Annotated in this window: 17 protein-coding genes, 6 tRNA genes and 1 riboswitch; of the genes, 15 read left to right on the top strand and 8 right to left on the bottom strand. The window is 67.3% G+C overall.

The features are described 5' to 3' along the window. Nucleotides 1-7 precede the first annotated feature (7 nt). Entirely contained in the window at nt 8-481 is a 474-nt protein-coding gene (locus AC1DKQ_RS16955) for a SufE family protein (RefSeq protein ID WP_476885811.1), read from the bottom strand. Between the two features lie 82 nt (nt 482-563). Then, the gene (locus AC1DKQ_RS16950) at nt 564-1,481 is read right to left on the bottom strand and encodes a sulfurtransferase (RefSeq protein ID WP_476885810.1); all 918 of its coding nucleotides are present in this window, start codon (nt 1,479-1,481) and stop codon (nt 564-566) included. A gap of 226 nt (nt 1,482-1,707) precedes the next feature. On the opposite strand from AC1DKQ_RS16950, the gene zapE reads away from it, so the two are divergent. After that, nucleotides 1,708-2,745, top strand: a complete 1,038-nt coding sequence (gene zapE, locus AC1DKQ_RS16945; protein WP_277524478.1) for a cell division protein ZapE — start codon at nt 1,708-1,710, stop codon at nt 2,743-2,745. Nucleotides 2,746-2,968: 223 nt separating this feature from the next. On the opposite strand, the gene AC1DKQ_RS16940 is transcribed toward zapE, so the two are convergent. From AC1DKQ_RS16940 to AC1DKQ_RS16915, 6 genes are all read right to left on the bottom strand, one after another. Continuing rightward, the gene (locus AC1DKQ_RS16940; RefSeq protein ID WP_476885809.1) at nt 2,969-3,256 is read right to left on the bottom strand and encodes an antitoxin; all 288 of its coding nucleotides are present in this window, start codon (nt 3,254-3,256) and stop codon (nt 2,969-2,971) included. 180 nt (nt 3,257-3,436) lie between these two features. Next, a tRNA-Val gene (locus tag AC1DKQ_RS16935) sits at nt 3,437-3,508 on the bottom strand. Nucleotides 3,509-3,546: 38 nt separating this feature from the next. Next, a tRNA-Gly gene (locus AC1DKQ_RS16930) sits at nt 3,547-3,619 on the bottom strand. Nucleotides 3,620-3,676: 57 nt separating this feature from the next. Then, a tRNA-Val gene (locus tag AC1DKQ_RS16925) sits at nt 3,677-3,751 on the bottom strand. 39 nt (nt 3,752-3,790) lie between these two features. Next, nucleotides 3,791-3,861: transfer RNA gene (locus tag AC1DKQ_RS16920), tRNA-Cys, on the bottom strand. Nucleotides 3,862-3,907: 46 nt separating this feature from the next. After that, nucleotides 3,908-3,980: transfer RNA gene (locus tag AC1DKQ_RS16915), tRNA-Gly, on the bottom strand. A gap of 366 nt (nt 3,981-4,346) precedes the next feature. Between AC1DKQ_RS16915 and AC1DKQ_RS16910 the strand changes: the two genes are divergently transcribed. The 14 genes from AC1DKQ_RS16910 (at nt 4,347) to hisG (ending at nt 15,744) form a co-directional block, all read left to right on the top strand. Continuing rightward, nucleotides 4,347-4,418 (top strand) — tRNA-Val (locus tag AC1DKQ_RS16910). A gap of 86 nt (nt 4,419-4,504) precedes the next feature. Further along, the gene (locus AC1DKQ_RS16905; protein WP_476885808.1) at nt 4,505-5,350 is read left to right on the top strand and encodes a cytochrome; all 846 of its coding nucleotides are present in this window, start codon (nt 4,505-4,507) and stop codon (nt 5,348-5,350) included. A gap of 152 nt (nt 5,351-5,502) precedes the next feature. Then, complete coding sequence (gene def / locus AC1DKQ_RS16900; protein WP_476885807.1) at nt 5,503-6,075, top strand: peptide deformylase; 573 nt, start codon at nt 5,503-5,505, stop codon at nt 6,073-6,075. Beyond that, nucleotides 6,072-6,992, top strand: coding sequence for a methionyl-tRNA formyltransferase (gene fmt / locus AC1DKQ_RS16895; protein WP_476919627.1), 921 nt, complete (start codon nt 6,072-6,074; stop codon nt 6,990-6,992). Before def ends, fmt begins: the two co-directional genes overlap by 4 nt. Further along, nucleotides 6,989-8,620: an RsmB/NOP family class I SAM-dependent RNA methyltransferase gene (locus tag AC1DKQ_RS16890; RefSeq protein WP_476919626.1), complete on the top strand. Its 1,632-nt coding sequence runs from the start codon at nt 6,989-6,991 to the stop codon at nt 8,618-8,620. The genes fmt and AC1DKQ_RS16890 overlap by 4 nt, the downstream gene beginning before the upstream one ends. A gap of 67 nt (nt 8,621-8,687) precedes the next feature. Continuing rightward, nucleotides 8,688-9,344 (top strand): ribulose-phosphate 3-epimerase, encoded by a 657-nt coding sequence (gene rpe / locus AC1DKQ_RS16885; RefSeq protein ID WP_476919625.1) that lies wholly within the window; start codon nt 8,688-8,690, stop codon nt 9,342-9,344. A gap of 109 nt (nt 9,345-9,453) precedes the next feature. Further along, nucleotides 9,454-9,605, top strand: a riboswitch (FMN riboswitch). A gap of 94 nt (nt 9,606-9,699) precedes the next feature. Then, entirely contained in the window at nt 9,700-10,398 is a 699-nt protein-coding gene (gene pnuC / locus AC1DKQ_RS16880) for a nicotinamide riboside transporter PnuC (RefSeq protein ID WP_476919624.1), read from the top strand. A 101-nt stretch (nt 10,399-10,499) separates the two neighbouring features. Further along, a complete protein-coding gene (ribD, locus tag AC1DKQ_RS16875; RefSeq protein ID WP_476919638.1) occupies nt 10,500-11,615 on the top strand; it encodes a bifunctional diaminohydroxyphosphoribosylaminopyrimidine deaminase/5-amino-6-(5-phosphoribosylamino)uracil reductase RibD in 1,116 nt (371 codons plus the stop codon). Then, a complete protein-coding gene (locus AC1DKQ_RS16870; protein ID WP_476885802.1) occupies nt 11,615-12,301 on the top strand; it encodes a riboflavin synthase in 687 nt (228 codons plus the stop codon). Before ribD ends, AC1DKQ_RS16870 begins: the two co-directional genes overlap by 1 nt. Then, complete coding sequence (gene ribB, locus AC1DKQ_RS16865; protein ID WP_476885801.1) at nt 12,298-13,011, top strand: 3,4-dihydroxy-2-butanone-4-phosphate synthase; 714 nt, start codon at nt 12,298-12,300, stop codon at nt 13,009-13,011. Before AC1DKQ_RS16870 ends, ribB begins: the two co-directional genes overlap by 4 nt. A gap of 46 nt (nt 13,012-13,057) precedes the next feature. After that, nucleotides 13,058-13,720, top strand: coding sequence for a GTP cyclohydrolase II (ribA, locus tag AC1DKQ_RS16860; RefSeq protein ID WP_476885846.1), 663 nt, complete (start codon nt 13,058-13,060; stop codon nt 13,718-13,720). Nucleotides 13,721-13,859: 139 nt separating this feature from the next. Further along, complete coding sequence (gene ribH, locus AC1DKQ_RS16855) at nt 13,860-14,345, top strand: 6,7-dimethyl-8-ribityllumazine synthase (RefSeq protein WP_476885800.1); 486 nt, start codon at nt 13,860-13,862, stop codon at nt 14,343-14,345. Between the two features lie 188 nt (nt 14,346-14,533). After that, nucleotides 14,534-14,797 carry a phosphoribosyl-ATP diphosphatase gene (locus AC1DKQ_RS16850; protein ID WP_018772463.1) on the top strand — a complete coding sequence of 88 codons (264 nt, stop codon included), beginning with the start codon at nt 14,534-14,536 and terminating at the stop codon, nt 14,795-14,797. Between the two features lie 104 nt (nt 14,798-14,901). Then, nucleotides 14,902-15,744 (top strand): ATP phosphoribosyltransferase, encoded by an 843-nt coding sequence (gene hisG / locus AC1DKQ_RS16845; RefSeq protein ID WP_476885799.1) that lies wholly within the window; start codon nt 14,902-14,904, stop codon nt 15,742-15,744. Nucleotides 15,745-15,748 lie beyond the last annotated feature (4 nt).

Below are 15,748 nucleotides of genomic sequence, written 5' to 3'. Positions count from 1 at the left end.
CGTTAGGTCAGGACTGCGCCGGCGACGGCCGGGCTCCGGACGCGACCACTTTGCGCTTGATCCGGCCCAGCATGGCCGTCATCCCGCGCATGCGCAGCGGAGTGATGGCCCGGGTGAGGCCCAGCAGATCGGGCATGTCATCCGGGACGGCCAGGATTTCCGCGGCACTGAGCCCGTCGAGTCCCTCATGGAGCACCCCGGCGAAGCCCCGGGTGGTCGGGGCCTCCCTGGGTGCCTTGAAGTAGAGCCGGACGCGTTCCGGCGCGACGCCGTCGGCCGGTTCCGTCTCGATGGCGAGGAAGAGCGGCGTCTGGCATTCCACTACCTGCTCCAGCAGTTCCGGGTGGTCCCGGAGGCGCTCCGGAAGTTCCGGCAATCCCTGCGAGAACTCGAGCAGCAACTGCAGGCGCTCTGCTTCGGTCAGGGCCTGGAAATCATCGACAATGTCCGCCAGCGCGGCGGGGAGGGCTGAAGTATTCATCATTCCCAGCTTACGCACGCGCGGCGATTGTGTCCCTGTCCCGTACCCTGTCGCTGACCTTTCCGGGCCATGCAGCCGGTCACTAACGGCCGGCCGGAACCGCGCCGCGCTCTGTGCCCTTGGCGATCGGGACGCGGACGGCGTTGCCCCATTCGGTCCAGGAACCGTCGTAGTTCCGGACCGTTTCGAAGCCGAGCAGGTACTTCAGCGCAAACCAGGTGTGGCTGGACCGCTCGCCGATCCGGCAATACGCCACGACGTCGTCGCCTGCCTTCAGGCCGGCCTCACCCAGGTACAGGGCCTCGAGTTCGCCGCGGTTGCGGTAGGTGCCGTCGCCGGCCGCCGCGCGGGCCCAGGGGATGGAGGCCGCTGTGGGGATGTGGCCGCCGCGCAGCGCGCCCTCCTCCGGATACGCGGGCATGTGGGTCCGCTGTCCGGTGTATTCCTCGGGCGAGCGGACGTCGATCAGCGGCTTGCCGAAGTGGGCCAGAACGTCGTCCTTGAAGGCGCGGATCGGGGAGTCGTTGCGCTCCACGACGGGGTAATCAGCGGGGGAGGCGACGGTCGTTTCGGTGGAAAGCGCCCGGCCCTCCGCGATCCACTTGTCCCGGCCGCCGTCCAGGAGCCGGACGTCCTCGTGGCCGAAGAGCGTGAAAACCCACAGGGCGTACGCGGCCCACCAGTTCGACTTGTCGCCGTAAATCACCACGGTGGTGTCCCGGGAGATGCCCTTGGCACCGGCCAGCGCGGCAAACGCCTTGCCGTCAACATAGTCACGCATGACCTCGTCGTTGAGGTCCGTATGCCAGTCAATCTTCACTGCGCCCGGGATGTGGCCGGTCTCGTAGACCAAGACATCCTCGTCGGATTCCACCACCACCAGGTTGCCGCCGTCGAGGGCCCCCTCCTCAATTGCCGTGGCCAGCCATTCCGTGGACACCAGGCGGTCCGGGTGGGAATAGGCGGCGAATTTCTCGTTCTCTTCAACGGGGTAGGACATTGCGATGGCCTTTCACTGGAACGGTCAGGAGGCCGGGCGCGGAAAGTGTGCGCGGCGCCGGGCCTGTTACAACACTAGTCACGGGCCGGCGGGAATGCTCCGCAGGGTTCACACGGGGAAATGTGGTCTTCCTCACGCCGGCAGCGGGTCCGCAAGCGGGCACGCGGGCCCGGCGAGCTTTGCCGGTATTCTTGCTGGGGACAAGAGACCAGCAGAACGGACCACCTTGGTACAGATCGAACAGCTCGCCGCCCGTACGCCGGCAGTTTCCGTGGACGAACTCCTCAAGGGGTTCTACCCGTCGCCGCGGTTCGGTGAGGTGTCGTTTTCCAGCTACCGGCCGGATCCCTCCCAGCCCAGCCAGGCCCGTGCGGTCCATGCCCTGGAGCATTTCGCGGCGGGCGTGGGTGCCCGTGACGGCGACGGCCTGTTCAAGCGGCTCTTCGGCAAGAAGGATACGTCCCGGGCCGGGATCTACCTCGACGGCGGATTCGGTGTGGGCAAGACCCACCTGCTGGCGTCGCTGTGGCACGCCGCCCCTGGGCCGAAGGCGTTCGGCACGTTCGTCGAATACACCAACCTCGTCGGTGCCCTGTCTTTCCGTAAAACCGTCGAGGCCCTGAGCCACTACAAGCTTGTATGCATCGATGAATTTGAGCTCGATGACCCGGGCGACACCGTGCTCATGTCCCGGCTCATGCGCGAACTTGCCGACGCCGGTGTGAAACTTGCCGCAACGTCGAACACGCTGCCGGGCTCCCTCGGCGACGGGCGCTTCGCCGCCGTCGACTTTGCCCGCGAAATCCAGGTGCTGGCTGACCAGTTCGACGTCGTACGGATCGACGGCGAGGACTTCCGCCACCGCGGCCTGCCGGCCGCGCCCGCGCCGCTGCGCAATGATGACCTGACCCACCACATGCATGCCGAATTCGACGGCAAGACCGTGGCCCGCGATGAGTTCAGTACTTTGATCAACCACCTGGCCGGCGTGCACCCGAGCCGTTACCGCCAGCTGCTGGAGGGGATCGAAGGCGTCGTGTGGAAGAACGTGCACACGATTACCGAGCAGGCCGTTGCGCTGCGCTTCGTGGTGCTGGCGGACCGGCTGTACGACAAAGACGTGCCCATCCTCGCCAGCGGTGTGCCGTTCGACCAGCTCTTCACCGAGGAAATGATGACCGGCGGGTACATGAAGAAGTACTTCCGCGCCGTCTCCAGGCTCACCGCCCTGGCCCGCGAGGGCCAAAACCACGAGCCGTCCTAACACCGAGCCCCCAACTCCACACCCCACTCCAACGCAGGCCCCCAACTCCAACGCGGGGTCACTTAGCGCCCATCCTGAGGCACCGGATGGGCGCTAAGTGACCCCGCGTTGCTTCGTTAAGTGCTGCTGGGAGGCCTGCGGCATGACGCCGGGGCCGCCGTTAAATGCCGGAGGTGCCGGCGCCACCTCTCGGCGGGACCGGCACCTCGCTGACGTATCTGGGTCAGAGGCCTGGCTGGCGGGGCTCCCCGGTTACGGGGGGTTCCCCGGCTGCGCGGGGCTCGCCGGCTACGGGGGGCTGATCGGCAACGGGGGCCGTGTCCGGCCGGTCGTTCGCCTTGTCCACGAAGTCGGAGGCGCCTCGCTGCACGGCATCGATCTTGTCGGCGTGCTTTCCGCCGGTCTTAGTGTCGACGAAATCGCCGGCCTTTTCGATGCCGTCCTTGATGGCTTGTTCGTTGCCACCAATTACTTGCTGAGCCTTGCCCTTTAGATCGTCAAGTAAACCCACGGGCACCTCCCTTCGGTCGCGGAGCCAGATCGCTCCTAGCGACTTCTACCCTAGCGGGCGCTGGCGGGGGTGCCAAGGGTGTCCGCCCAGAGGATAAAAGACGCCAGGGCCGGACGCACAGGGTAGAAGGACCTGAAATGCACAAAAAAAGAGCGGCTCCGGGGGAGCTGCTCTTGTGAGTGGGCGATACTGGGATCGAACCAGTGACCTCTTCCGTGTCAGGGAAGCGCGCTACCGCTGCGCCAATCGCCCGCAACCGGAAGGATCCGGAGTGGAGTTGTAATGAAGAGAGCGGACGACGAGATTCGAACTCGCGACATCCACCTTGGCAAGGTGGTGCTCTACCAGCTGAGCTACGTCCGCATTTTTAGTCCATGCCGGCTGGGCCGGTGGTACTGCATCAAGCAAGTTGCCTTGCTTTGGTGGGCGATACTGGGATCGAACCAGTGACCTCTTCCGTGTCAGGGAAGCGCGCTACCGCTGCGCCAATCGCCCCTTGCATCCGGCCTGAACCGGAAACCAGGGTTTTCACCGAGGTGGGTACGGGATTCGAACCCGTGTATACGGCTTTGCAGGCCGCTGCCTCGCCTCTCGGCCAACCCACCGTGTAGACAGGATTCCGAAGAACCTTTGCCGTGACAGTGTCCTGCGAGCGGACGACGAGATTCGAACTCGCGACATCCACCTTGGCAAGGTGGTGCTCTACCAGCTGAGCTACGTCCGCAGTGTTGGCGTGCGTTTCCGTGCCGCATTCGGCATTTCCTCGCGTTCCAACGAGTAAGAACTCTATAGGAGGTTCTGGGAATCTACAAATCGAGGCGCATTCGGCCCCTTTCCATGGCCCTACTTCATTGAGTTCTAGGGGATTTTGCTAATTACAACGCTGTAATTAGGGTCCGTTTCAAGCCGGGGCTCGAAGCGGCGCCGGGACCATTGCGTGGGGCGGGGGTCGAGCTGGTGGACAGGACCCGAGCGCAAGACCGCTGCGGGGAATGCTGAGGAGAGATCGGCGCAGGCGCCAGCGGCGGAGCGGGGTTCCGTGGACCGATTTCTGAAATCCGTCCGGGTGGGCTAGCATTCAATGTCGTTAGGGCGATTGGCGCAGTGGTAGCGCGCTTCGTTCACACCGAAGAGGTCACTGGTTCGAACCCAGTATCGCCCACTAACGAAATGGTCTGTTCCGCTGACTCAGCGGGGCGGGCCATTTTGCTTTTCACCATTGTCTGACCCCCGTGAAAGAGTCTTTCCATGACCGCTCCACTCCTCGCCCACGCCACGGACTATGGCCGTATGTACGCCCGCTCTACATCGGCACAGTTCTCCGTCCCCTCGATCACCACGGTGATCGGCCAGCAGCCGCACGGCCTGGATGGCTGGTTCGGATACATGGGTGCGAACAGCCTGGCCCAGGATCCCGGGCTCCCCGGCATCCTGGGGAGCCCGGCCAAGCTGCGCCAGGCGGTCAGCCGGGCTGCCAAGGCTGCGGAGTCATACCGGGACGATGCCGCCAAGCGCGGCGACCGGGTCCACAACTACTGCGAGCAGGTTGCGCTGCGCGCGCTCGGCCGGCCGCACCAAATGAAGGAAACACGGGAGGCCCTGGCCGCCAACGGTGAGGAAGCCTTCGCGGCGCGCTTCGACGAATGGTGGGAGCTCTTCGACGTCGAACCCATCGCCCCGGAGATCACGGTGTGGAACAAGACGGTTGGCTACGCCGGCACCCTGGACCTCGTGGCAAAGATCAATGGCAGGACCTGCCTTATCGACTACAAGACCAAGGGCACCAGCCGGGACGGCACCATCAAGCCGCTCGATGACAAGGTGGTGATGCAGCTGGTCGCCGGTATGAAGGCAGAGGAAAGCCTCGTGGATCCTGTGGCGGGGGAGTGGGAGGCGTGGCAGCACGGCGAATCGCCCATCCTCCTGGCCGTTGCGGTGGGCGAGACCGAAGTCCGTCCGCAGCGGGCCAACCCCGAGGTCCTGAAACACCACTGGTGGAAATTCTGTGCGCTGCGCCGTGTGTGGGAGATGTCAGCCGACACGGCGACCGCCGGAGCAGCACTGCTCCCGCTGGCACCGCCCGTGAAGCGCTGAGCGGGCAACGCTGCACGGCAGCAGTGAACCGGCCAACCCTGAACCGGTAGCACTGCACGGCAGCACTGAACAGGTGCCCCAGCGCAGGAGCCCGGCAGCTGCAACTAAACTGGACTGGATCCCTAGCCGCTCACCGTGAGGACAGACTGCACATGGCCATTTTGAATATCCGTATCATCGGGGATCCTGTGCTGCGCACAGTCGCCGATCCCGTGACGGAATTCGGGCCTGAACTGGCAAAGCTCGTCGCAGACATGACCGAAACCATGGAGGACGTGGAGGGCGCAGGCCTGGCCGCACCCCAGGTCGGAGTCAGCCTGCGCGTCTTCACGTACCGGATCGGCGGCGTCGAGGGTCACATCATCAACCCCGTGCTGGAAAACAGCGAGGACTTCCAGCCGGACCAGGTCGAGGGATGCCTGTCCATCCCGGGCCTCGGCTTCCCGGTCCGCCGCTACCGCCATACCCGGGTGACCGGCGTGGACCTCCTTGGCAACCCCGTCGCCGTCGAGGGCGAGGCGATGCTGGCCCGCTGCTTCCAGCACGAGACCGACCACCTCGATGGCATCCTGTACACCGACCGGCTCGAAGGCGATGACCGCAAGGCCGCCCTGCGCGCCATCCGCAATGCCAACTACAACGCCATTACGGAACAGACAACGTCGAAGCGTGAGAAGAGCGTCGGGACGAGCTTTGGCGGTTCCAGTTTCGGAATCAATCCGTGAGGGTCCTTTTCGCGGGGACCCCGGCCGTCGCCGTGCCGTCACTGGATGCCCTGATTGACGCTGGGTTCGACGTCGTCGCGGTCCTCACACGCCCGGACGCGCCGCTGGGACGCAAGCGGGTCCTGACGCCGTCGCCCGTGGCTGGCCGGGCCGCCGAGCTCGGCATCGAGATCATTCACGCCGCCAAAGTCGATGCCGGGGTCACCGACCGCATTGCCGCTGCCGCGCCGGACGTCGCGGCGATCGTTGCCTACGGCGGCCTGATTCCCCGGGCTGCCCTCGCTGTTCCCCGCCACGGCTGGGTGAACCTGCACTTCTCCCTGCTGCCGGCCTGGCGCGGCGCCGCCCCCGTTCAGCGTGCCGTCATCGGCGGCGACGACGTCACCGGCGCCGTGACCTTCCGTCTCGAAGAGGGGCTGGACACCGGTCCGGTCTTCGGCACGCTTACCGAAACCGTGCACGCCGGCGATACCGCCGGGGCGCTGCTCGAGCGGCTTTCCCACAGCGGTGCGGTCCTGCTGGCCCAGACGCTGTCCGCCATCGACGCCGGTAACGCCGCCGCGCTGCCGCAACAGGGCGAGGTCAGTCTGGCCCCCAAACTGAGCCTCGAAGACGGCCGGCTCGACTGGCAGCAGCCAGCATTGGCGATCGGCCGGCGCGCCCGCGGGGTCACACCGGAGCCCGGCGCCTGGACCATGCTCGATGGCCAGCGGATCAAGCTGGAGCCGGTGCTGCCGGCCCCGGAGTCCGCCACGCTTCGGCCCGGACAGCTGGCCATGGATGGGAAACGGGTCCTCGTGGGGACGGGTTCGCACCCGGTGGAATTGACGCGGGTCCAGCCCGCGGGCAAGAAAATGATGGCCGCCGCTGATTGGGCGCGTGGGCAGGCAACACTTGAAAGCGTGGTATTCGAATGAGCGAGTCCGGGACCAGCGGCAGCAGCCGAGGCAGTGGCCAGGGCGCCCGGCAGGGTGGTAGCCAGGGCGGCCGGGGACGTGACGGCAGCATCCGCAACGCGCAGGGCAGGGAACGCAACCGCGGCCCGCAGCGCGGCTTCACGGAGAGTGCCCCGTCCCAGCGGACCCGCCGCGCCGATCCCGCCCGGCTGGTCGCCTTTGAGGTGCTCCGAGCCGTGGAGGCCGAGGACGCCTACGCGAACCTTGTGCTGCCAGCCCGGATCCGGCATTACGGGCTGGACAAGCGCGACGCCGGCTTCGCCACCGAGCTCAGCTACGGCGCCCTCCGCGGTCAGGGCACGTACGACGCCATTCTGGCGCGCTGCGTCGACCGCCCGCTGGACCAGCTGGATCCCGCGATCCTGGACGCCCTGCGGATCGGCGCGCACCAGCTGCTCGCCATGCGCGTGCCCGCCCACGCCGCCCTGGACCAGACTGTGGGGCTGGCCCGCGCCGTGATCGGGGCCGGTCCCTCGGCCCTGATCAATGCCGTGCTGCGCAAAGTCTCCGCCCGCACCCTCGACGAGTGGCTCGAGCTGCTGCTCAGCACCGAGACCGATGCCACCACCATCGCCTCCATCCGCTACGCCCACCCCGAGTGGATTGTCCGTGCGCTCCGCCAGTCGCTCGTAGCCCACGGCCGCCCTGCCGCTGAGATTGACGGGCTCCTCGAAGCCGACAACGCCGCGCCCGTGGTGAACCTCGTCGCGCTGCCCGGCATCGGCAGCCTTGAAGAGGCCCTGGAAATTGGGGCCACCCCGGGTGAACTCGTCGAGGGGTCCGCGCTCTCCAGCGGCGGCGACCTCGGCCGGCTCGCCTCGGTCCGGGACGGAAGCACCCGTGTCCAGGACGTGGGATCGCAGCTCGTGGCCCGGGCCATGGCCGCCGTCGATCTCGGCACAGGCCCGGGCACAGAAACCGGCGCGGGCACCGGCACCAAAACCAGCACGGACCCCGGCGGGGAAGCCGGGACGGACAGCGGGAGTGCGGGGGAGCGCTGGCTGGACCTCTGTGCCGGCCCGGGCGGCAAGGCCGCCTTGCTCGCTGCCCTCGCCCGGCAGCAGGGTGCTCACCTGCTGGCCAACGAATCCGCCGCGCACCGAGCCAAACTCGTACGCCAAGCCCTGTCCGCGGTCCCGCGGGATGCCTGGGAGGTCAGGACCGGCGACGGCCGCGACATCGGCGCCGAGCAGCCCGAATCCTTCGACCGGGTCCTCGTCGATGTCCCGTGCACCGGCCTGGGTGCCCTGCGCCGGCGTCCGGAGTCGCGCTGGCGCCGCACGCCCAAGGACCTCGTGGACCTTGGCCCGCTGCAGCGCCAGCTGCTCAACTCAGCGATCGACGCCGTCAAGCCCGGCGGCGTGGTGGCCTACGTGACCTGCTCGCCGCACCCGGCAGAGACCACCGCCGTCGTCAGTGATGTCCTGCGCAAGCGCGAGGACCTCGAGCTGCTCGACGCCGGCGCCGTGCTGGACAGTGTCAGCCTCACCGGCCACCTCGAGGCCGGACACGAGCTCACCGCCCAGCTCTGGCCGCACGTGCACCAGACGGACGCCATGTTCCTTGCGCTGATCCACAAAAAGGCCTGAGCTTCACCGATACTGGGGCGCTGCAACCTAGGAACGAACCAGCTAAGTACGAACGAGAAGGAAATCCATGGCCCAGTGCTGCATCAACCCGAGCATCCTTTCGGCTGACTTCGTCAATCTTGAGGCCGAACTGCGCCGCATCAGCAATGCCGATGCGGTGCACGTGGATGTCATGGACAACCACTTCGTGCCCAACCTGACCATCGGGCTGCCCGTGGTGCAGCGCATCCAGGCAGTCAGCCCGGTGCCGCTGGACGCCCACCTGATGATCGCCGACGCCGACCGCTGGGCGCCGGGCTTCGCCGACGCCGGGGTGGCCTCCGTGACGTTCCATGCCGAAGCCTCGATCGCGCCGATCAAACTCGCGCGGGAACTGCGAACCCGCGGCGCCAAGGCCGGCATGGCGCTGCGACCGGGCACTCCCGTGGAGCCGTACCTGGACATGCTCCCTGAACTGGACCTGCTGCTGATCATGACGGTGGAGCCCGGGTTCGGCGGGCAGTCATTTTTGGACCTGACACTGCCCAAGATCAGGCGGGCCCGCGCGGCCATTGACGGCTCCGGCGTCAACGTGGCGCTGCAAGTCGACGGCGGGATCACCGAGGAGACGATCGTGCGTGCCGCAGAGGCGGGAGCGAACGTCTTTGTGGCGGGCTCAGCCGTTTACGGCGCCTCGGATCCGGCGGAGGCCATCGAAAGGCTTCGGGCGGCCGGGAACCGCTGAGACCATGACGGTCCCGGCAGGGAACTGCGGCCAAGATGACTCAGGCCGTAATGTGCGCGGCCGGGAATAGCCCGGGCAGGCCGGCAGTTGTGTCAGAATAACAACACACATACGTGCTCCGGGGTCGGTGTAAGTCCGAACCGGCGGTGACAGTCCGCGACCCGCGCGCCAGCGCCTTCCTTTGGGAGGGATGCCGGCAAACGGTTGAATCGGTGAAATTCCGGTACCGACAGTTAAAGTCTGGATGAGAGAAGCACGTACAGCTGTTACTGCGGAGCCCAGAAGGCGCCGCATAATTGTGCTGTCGTATACCCCCGGAGCCATCGCGGTTCTTGAGGGAAGGAACGACACACACATGGACCCCTTGCGATGGCTCTTCGAAGCGCAGATCCCGGTAGGCGGATCTGTCCTGATTCTTCGTGAAGTGCTAGGCAACATCTTTGGCCTCGCCAGCGCCGTCGGCGGCATGCGCCGCAGGGTGTGGGCATGGCCGGTCGGCATCGCCGGCAACTTACTGCTCCTGACGGTGTTCCTGGGCAACGTCTTCGGCTCCGCCACGCCCGCCACGCTGTGGGGCCAGGCCGGACGCCAGGTCATGTTCATCGGCGTCGCCCTCTATGGCTGGTACCGCTGGCAACAGGGCAGGCAATCCGCCGGCGGCGGGGCAGCCGTCGCGCCGCGCTGGGCCAGCAACAAGACCCGCGTCATCCTGGGTCTCAGCCTTGTGGCCGGGACCGCCGCGCTGACGCCGCTGTTCGCCTCACTGGGCTCCTACCCGCCGGTCTGGGCCGATGCCTGGACGTTCATGGGCTCGCTGCTCGCCACCTACGGCATGGCCCGCGGCTGGACGGAGTTCTGGCTGATCTGGGTGGCGGTGGACATCGTCGGTGTGCCGCTGCTGTTCAGCGCGGGCTACTACGCCAGCGCTGTCATGTACCTCTTCTACGGTTTCTTCACGCTCACCGGATTCTTTGTATGGTGGCGGGCCTCGACGCTGGCAAACCGGCCGGTCACGGTCGAAACCGCTTTCCCCGACCCGGTGGTGGCCAAGTGAGCGCCCCCATCAGTGCCGGCCTGAGCGCCGGATTCAGCGCTGCCCCGCCCAACCCATCCCCATTCAGCGCTGCCGAATTCAGCCCTGCCGAGAATGCGGCAATGCAGGCTGCCCTCGCCGCCGCGGCGCAAGGCCCGCGGGGCGCCAACCCGCTCGTGGGCGCCGTCGTCGTTGGGACCGAGGGCACGCTCCTGGCCACCGGATACCACCGCGGGGCCGGGACGGCCCACGCCGAAGCGGACGCCATCGCCCAGGCGAAGGCGGCGGGCCTGGACCTTCGCGGCGCCGCGATCGTGGTGACCCTGGAGCCCTGCAACCACTGCGGGCGCACCGGACCCTGCGCGCAGGCGATCATCGACGCCGGCATCACCGACGTCATCTACGCCGTCGACGATCCCCATGATCCGGCCGCCGGCGGGGCCGGGACGCTCCGCGCCGCCGGCGTCCGGGTCCGTTCCGGGCTGGCGGCCGACGCCGCGCTGGACCTGAACCGGCGCTGGTTCGAGGCCGTCGCCGCCAAACGGCCCTTCGTCACCCTGCATATCGCGCAGACCCTCGACAGCCGCATCGCTGCCAGCGATGGCACCAGCCAGTGGATTTCGAGCCCGGAATCGCTTGCCGACAACCACGCCCTGCGGGGACGGATTGACGCCATCCTGGTGGGCACCCAGACGGTGCTGATCGACAACCCCCGCCTCACCGCCCGGAACGCCGACGGCGAAGCAGACGGCAAGCAGCCCCTGCGCGCGGTCATGGGGTACCGGGGCATTCCCGAGGACGCCGCCATCCACGGGGCGGACGGCAACGTCCTGCATCTGGCCACGCGCGATCCCCGCGAGGCCCTGGACCAGCTGTTCGCAAGCGGCGTCCGGCACCTCATGGTGGAAGGCGGCTCCCGGATCCTGAGCGCGTTCCTTGCGGCCGGCCTGGTGGACGAACTGATCGTCTACCTGGCTCCGACACTGCTCGGCTCCGGCACGGCCGCCTTAGAGGATCTGGGCATCACCACCCTGGCCGAAGCCCAGCAGTGGGAATGGGACGCGGCATCCGGGGGCGCCGTCCAGGTCCTCGGCCGCGACCTCCGGCTCCATCTCCGCCCGGCTACCCCGTCTGCCTCGGCCGGGCCGGCCACTCCGTCTGCCCCGGCCGCCACATCTACTTCATCCGATACAACCCCGCACCGCACCGGCGCGGACACCGCCGCAGGAGGCAATTGATGTTTACCGGAATTATCGCCGAGCAGGGGAAGGTGCTCTCCGTTGAGCGCAACGGTGACAGCAGCGCCACAGTTCGGCTCCACGCGCCCGGCACCACGGACGGCTTAGCCCTGGGCGGTTCCATCGCAGTCAACGGCGTCTGCCTCACCGCGACGCAGATCGATGGCAGGGACTTCAGCGTCGACGTCATGGGCGAGACCCTTGACCGCAGCACCATCGGAGAACTCGCCGCGGGCGATCCGGTCAATCTGGAACGCTGCGTGCCCGCCGGGGGACGGCTGGACGGTCATGTCGTGCAGGGACACGTCGACGGCGTCGGCCAACTCCTGGAGCGCGAAGGGCTTGGCAACTGGGATCGGCTCCGGTTCGCCGTGCCGGCCGGACTCGCGCGGTACATCGCCGAAAAGGGATCCATCGCCGTCGACGGCGTCTCCCTCACCGTCGCGGCCGTCAGCCCGGCCAACGAACCCGCCCCCTGGTTTGAAGTGGGGCTGATCCCCACCACCCTCGCCGAGACCGGCCTGGGCCAGAAGCCCCTCGGCGGCCACGTCAACCTTGAAGTCGACGTCCTGGCGAAGTACACCGAGCGCCTCCTGTCCTTTGCCGGCGGATCGTCGCCCGCAGCGCACAGGGCGCCAGAAGTTCCCGCCGGAGAATCCGCACCCACGGAAAGGGCCGCGAAATGAGCCGCGTCACAGACCACGTCAAAGACCAAGCAGGCCTGCCAGAGGCGTTCCGCGCCGCCGACGCCGGCCGGTTGGGTCTCGATCCGATCGAGGATGCCATCAGCGCCATGGCAGCCGGGCGCCCCGTCCTGGTGGTGGACAACGAGGACCGCGAGAACGAAGGCGACATCATTTTCGCCGCCGAGCACGCGACCCCGGCCCTGATGGGCTGGACTGTCCGCTACAGCTCCGGCGTGATCTGCGTACCGCTCGACGGCGACCGGGCCGATGCCTTGGCCCTGCCGCCGATGGTGGCCGTCAACGAAGACGCCAAGGGCACCGCCTACACCGTGTCCTGCGACGCCGCGGTGGGGATCAGCACCGGAATCTCCGCCACGGACCGCGCCCTGACGGCCCGGATCCTGGCGGACCCGGAAAGCCAGCCAAATTCATTGACCCGTCCCGGGCATGTTTTTCCGCTCCGCGCCGTTAACGGGGGAGTGCGGGAACGTCCCGGCCACACAGAGGCGGCCGTGGACCTGTGCCGGCTGGCCGGACTGGAGCCCGTGGGAGTGATAGCAGAGGTTGTGTACGACAACGGAGAAATGATGCGGCTGGACGGATTGCGAGGCTTCGCCCTTGAGCATGGTTGCCCCCTGATTTCGATTGCGGATCTGGTGGCGTACCTTGAAACTGAACAGCACGGCAGCCACGCAACGGACCCCGTCTGATGGAGGAGAAATAGTGACGACTTCGGAGACCCGAGAAGAGATGGCCATGGCGCGCCAGCCGCATCCGGTCAGCGCCGGACCCATCGTTCAGCTGCCTACCGCCTTTGGCGATTTCGTGGCGCAGGCCTGGACCGATCTGGCCACCGGCGCGGAACACCTGGCTGTCAGTTCACCGTTGGCCCCGGCTGATGGCCTGCCCCCGCTGGTCCGCCTCCATTCGGAGTGCCTCACTGGCGATGTGTTCGGTTCCTACCGCTGCGACTGCGGCGAACAGCTGGCCTATGCTCTTGAGCTGATCAACGAACTCGGCGGCACCCTACTCTACCTGCGCGGCCAGGAGGGCCGCGGGATCGGCCTGGCGAACAAGATGAAGGCCTATGCCCTGCAGGAGGCCGGGTTCGACACCGTGGAGGCCAATGAGCAGCTCGGGCTGCCGGTCGATGCGCGCTGCTACAAGGCCGCCGCCCAGATCCTCGCGGAGATGGGACTCCACGAGATCAGGCTCCTGAGCAACAACCCGGACAAGCAGGACCGGCTCGCCCAGGCAGGCGTCAGGGTGGTTGAGATGGTCCCCACGGAGGTTCCCTCCCGCGAACAGAACATCCGCTACCTGCAGACCAAGAAGGACCGGATGGACCATCTCCTGGTCCTGGACGGTGAACCCGCGCCGGCCGCCAGCCTGCCCGGGTTCGAGCCCGACCAGGATTGACCGGGCGGCGCTGCAGGCTGCCCCAACCCGCTTCGCCCCGTTTCCTGCCAGCTTGTCCGGCCGTCCTGCCCAGGACGCCGGACAGCGAGGCTGCCAGGCCAGCGGCCCAACCACCAGACTTAACAGCAAGGATTACCCTATGAGCGGCCACGGCGCCCCCCAGATCGACCTCAGCACCTTCAAGCCGGAGGAAACTTCACAGCTCAAGCTGGCCATTGTGGCCGCAAGCTGGCATACCCGGATCATGGACGGACTGCTCGACGGCGCCCTGCGCGCCGCCAAGGACGCCGGGATCAATGAGCCGACGGTCCTGCGCGTGCCCGGCACATTTGAGCTCCCCGTCGCTGCGGCCCGGCTGGCACCGCACTTCGACGCCGTCGTGGCGCTGGGCGTCGTCATCCGGGGCGGCACGCCGCACTTCGAATATGTCTGCGAGGCAGCCACCCTGGGCCTGACCGAGGTCAGCGTCCGCACCGGTGTTCCCGTGGGCTTCGGCGTGCTGACGTGCGACACCGAGCAGCAGGGGATCGACCGGGCCGGCCTGCCGGGATCCACTGAGGACAAGGGGCACGAGGCGGTTACCGCTGCTTTGGCCACCGCAGTGACCCTCAAGCAGTTCGGCTAAGCCCTCAAGCTGCGGCCCTAAGCTGCGGGCCCAGGCTGCAGCCGGGGCCGGCGCGGGCGCCATCCTGGCCGCCCTGGCCGCCCGCGCCGGCTGTGTTCGCTGTGTTGTATGTGTGTCGCCTCACTTCCCCTCCGTCATGCAACGGCACGGCGGGCGTTCCCGCGCCGGGAGCAAGTAGGCTTGGGGGCGTGAAGAATTTCGAGTCGCTGTTCGCAGAACTGAGTGAAAAGGCCGCCGTCCGCCCGGAAGGCTCCCGCACCGTCGCTGAACTGGATTCCGGAGTCCATGGCATCGGCAAGAAGGTCGTGGAGGAAGCAGCCGAGGTCTGGATGGCTGCCGAGTATGAGTCCGATGAAGCCGCGGCCGAGGAAATTTCGCAGCTGCTGTACCACCTGCAGGTTCTGATGCTCGCCAAAGGACTCACCCTGGAAGACGTCTACAAGCATCTCTAGCCGCGCCCGCACCGGAAACCGCCGTGACTTCGCTGGCGGATCCCGTGCACCGCGTGGCCGATGTGCCCCCACAGATCCTTCCGAACCCAAGAAAGACTTTTCCCATGCTGAGAGTTGCCGTCCCGAATAAGGGATCCCTGTCCGAAGCTGCCGCGGCCATGCTGGCCGAGGCCGGCTACCGCCAGCGCCGCGATACCCGCGAGCTGGTCATGGTGGACCCCGACAACGATATTGAGTTCTTCTTCCTCCGCCCCCGCGACATTGCCGTGTATGTGGGCCAGGGAACGCTCGACGTCGGTATCACCGGCCGCGACCTGCTGCTGGACGCAGAGGTCGAGGCTGAGGAGCTGCTGCCGCTGGGCTTCGCCGCTTCGACCTTCCGCTTCGCCGGCCCGATCGGCGACTTCAGCAACGTCACCCAGCTCGAAGGCAAGCGCCTGGCCACGAGCTACGACGGGCTGCTGCGCGGCTACCTGGCCGAGCGCGGGATCAACGCCAAGGTGGTCCGCCTCGACGGCGCCGTGGAATCCTCCGTCCGCCTCGGCGTCGCGGACGCGATCGCCGACGTCGTTGAGACCGGCACCACGCTGAGGGCCGCCGGCATGGAGATCTTCGGCGAGCCGATCCTGAATTCCGAGTCGGTGCTGATCGGCCGCAAGGGCGAGCAGAACCCGGCCACTGAGGTCCTGATCCGCCGGCTCCAGGGAGTCCTCGTGGCCCGGCAGTACGTGATGATGGACTACGACATCCGCAAGGAACTCGTGGAACAGGCCGCAGCACTCACCCCGGGCCTGGAATCGCCCACGGTCTCGCCGCTGCGCGATTCGGACTGGGTGGCCGTCCGCTCAATGGTGCCCAAGCGGGAAACCAACCGGATCATGGACGAGCTCTACGACCTCGGCGCCCGCGCCATCCTGGTCAGCAGCATCCACGCCTGCCGCATCTAGGCGC

The organism is Arthrobacter sp. 05L421 (assembly GCF_056397785.1).
Note: the sequence above shows the minus strand (reverse complement) of the source record. Positions and strands in the feature narration are given on the sequence as shown.

Coding starts and splice junctions, on each gene's coding strand:
- AC1DKQ_RS16955 (WP_476885811.1), bottom strand. CDS start 481: ATGAATACTTCAGCCCTCCCCGCCGCGCTGGCGGACATTGTCGATGAT.
- AC1DKQ_RS16950 (WP_476885810.1), bottom strand. CDS start 1,481: ATGTCCTACCCCGTTGAAGAGAACGAGAAATTCGCCGCCTATTCCCAC.
- AC1DKQ_RS16905 (WP_476885808.1), top strand. CDS start 4,505: ATGACCGCTCCACTCCTCGCCCACGCCACGGACTATGGCCGTATGTAC.
- def (WP_476885807.1), top strand. CDS start 5,503: ATGGCCATTTTGAATATCCGTATCATCGGGGATCCTGTGCTGCGCACA.
- AC1DKQ_RS16890 (WP_476919626.1), top strand. CDS start 6,989: ATGAGCGAGTCCGGGACCAGCGGCAGCAGCCGAGGCAGTGGCCAGGGC.
- rpe (WP_476919625.1), top strand. CDS start 8,688: ATGGCCCAGTGCTGCATCAACCCGAGCATCCTTTCGGCTGACTTCGTC.
- pnuC (WP_476919624.1), top strand. CDS start 9,700: ATGGACCCCTTGCGATGGCTCTTCGAAGCGCAGATCCCGGTAGGCGGA.
- ribD (WP_476919638.1), top strand. CDS start 10,500: ATGCAGGCTGCCCTCGCCGCCGCGGCGCAAGGCCCGCGGGGCGCCAAC.
- AC1DKQ_RS16870 (WP_476885802.1), top strand. CDS start 11,615: ATGTTTACCGGAATTATCGCCGAGCAGGGGAAGGTGCTCTCCGTTGAG.
- ribB (WP_476885801.1), top strand. CDS start 12,298: ATGAGCCGCGTCACAGACCACGTCAAAGACCAAGCAGGCCTGCCAGAG.
- ribA (WP_476885846.1), top strand. CDS start 13,058: ATGGCGCGCCAGCCGCATCCGGTCAGCGCCGGACCCATCGTTCAGCTG.
- ribH (WP_476885800.1), top strand. CDS start 13,860: ATGAGCGGCCACGGCGCCCCCCAGATCGACCTCAGCACCTTCAAGCCG.
- hisG (WP_476885799.1), top strand. CDS start 14,902: ATGCTGAGAGTTGCCGTCCCGAATAAGGGATCCCTGTCCGAAGCTGCC.